This window comes from Lentiprolixibacter aurantiacus (assembly GCF_026241225.1).
Taxonomy (GTDB): domain Bacteria; phylum Bacteroidota; class Bacteroidia; order Flavobacteriales; family Flavobacteriaceae; genus Lentiprolixibacter; species Lentiprolixibacter aurantiacus.
Window position 1 is genome coordinate 1 of sequence record NZ_JAPFQP010000008.1, and the last position, 521, is coordinate 521.

1 pseudogene is annotated in these 521 nt (G+C 49.5%); it reads right to left on the reverse strand.

Annotated features, from left to right (window positions below):
- Positions 1 to 521: pseudogene (locus OO016_RS14400) on the reverse strand (hypothetical protein); the annotation flags it as partial.

The following is a 521-nucleotide window of genomic DNA, read 5'->3' on the forward strand; positions in this document are numbered from 1 at the left end:
TTGTCTACCAGGGTGGTCACCGTATTGTTCGTATCGATGGTAACTACTGTACCAAAGTCGTCCGTGATGGTATAGGTACCATCGGTGTTGTCTACCACAGTGGCGATCTTGGAATCAAAAGTAGTGGCTACCCCATCCTCATTAGTGTAGGTAAAGGTACCGTTGCCATTGTCCACCAAAGTGGTCAGGGTTTCAGTGAAAGTCGTTACCGTGCCATCCTCTGAGGTGTAGGTAAAGCTGCCATCCCCATTGTCTACCAGGGTGGTAACTGTATTGTTCGTATCGATGGTTACCGAGGTACCAAAGTCGTCCGTGATGGTATAGGTACCATCGGTGTTGTCTACCACAGTGGCGATCTTCGAATCAAAGGTAGTGGCTACCCCATCCTCATTGGTGTAGGTAAAGGTACCGTTGCCATTGTCCACCAAAGTGGTCAGGGTTTCAGTGAAAGTCGTTACCGTGCCATCCTCTGAGGTGTAGGTAAAGCTGCCATCCCCATTGTCTACCAGGGTGGTAACCGT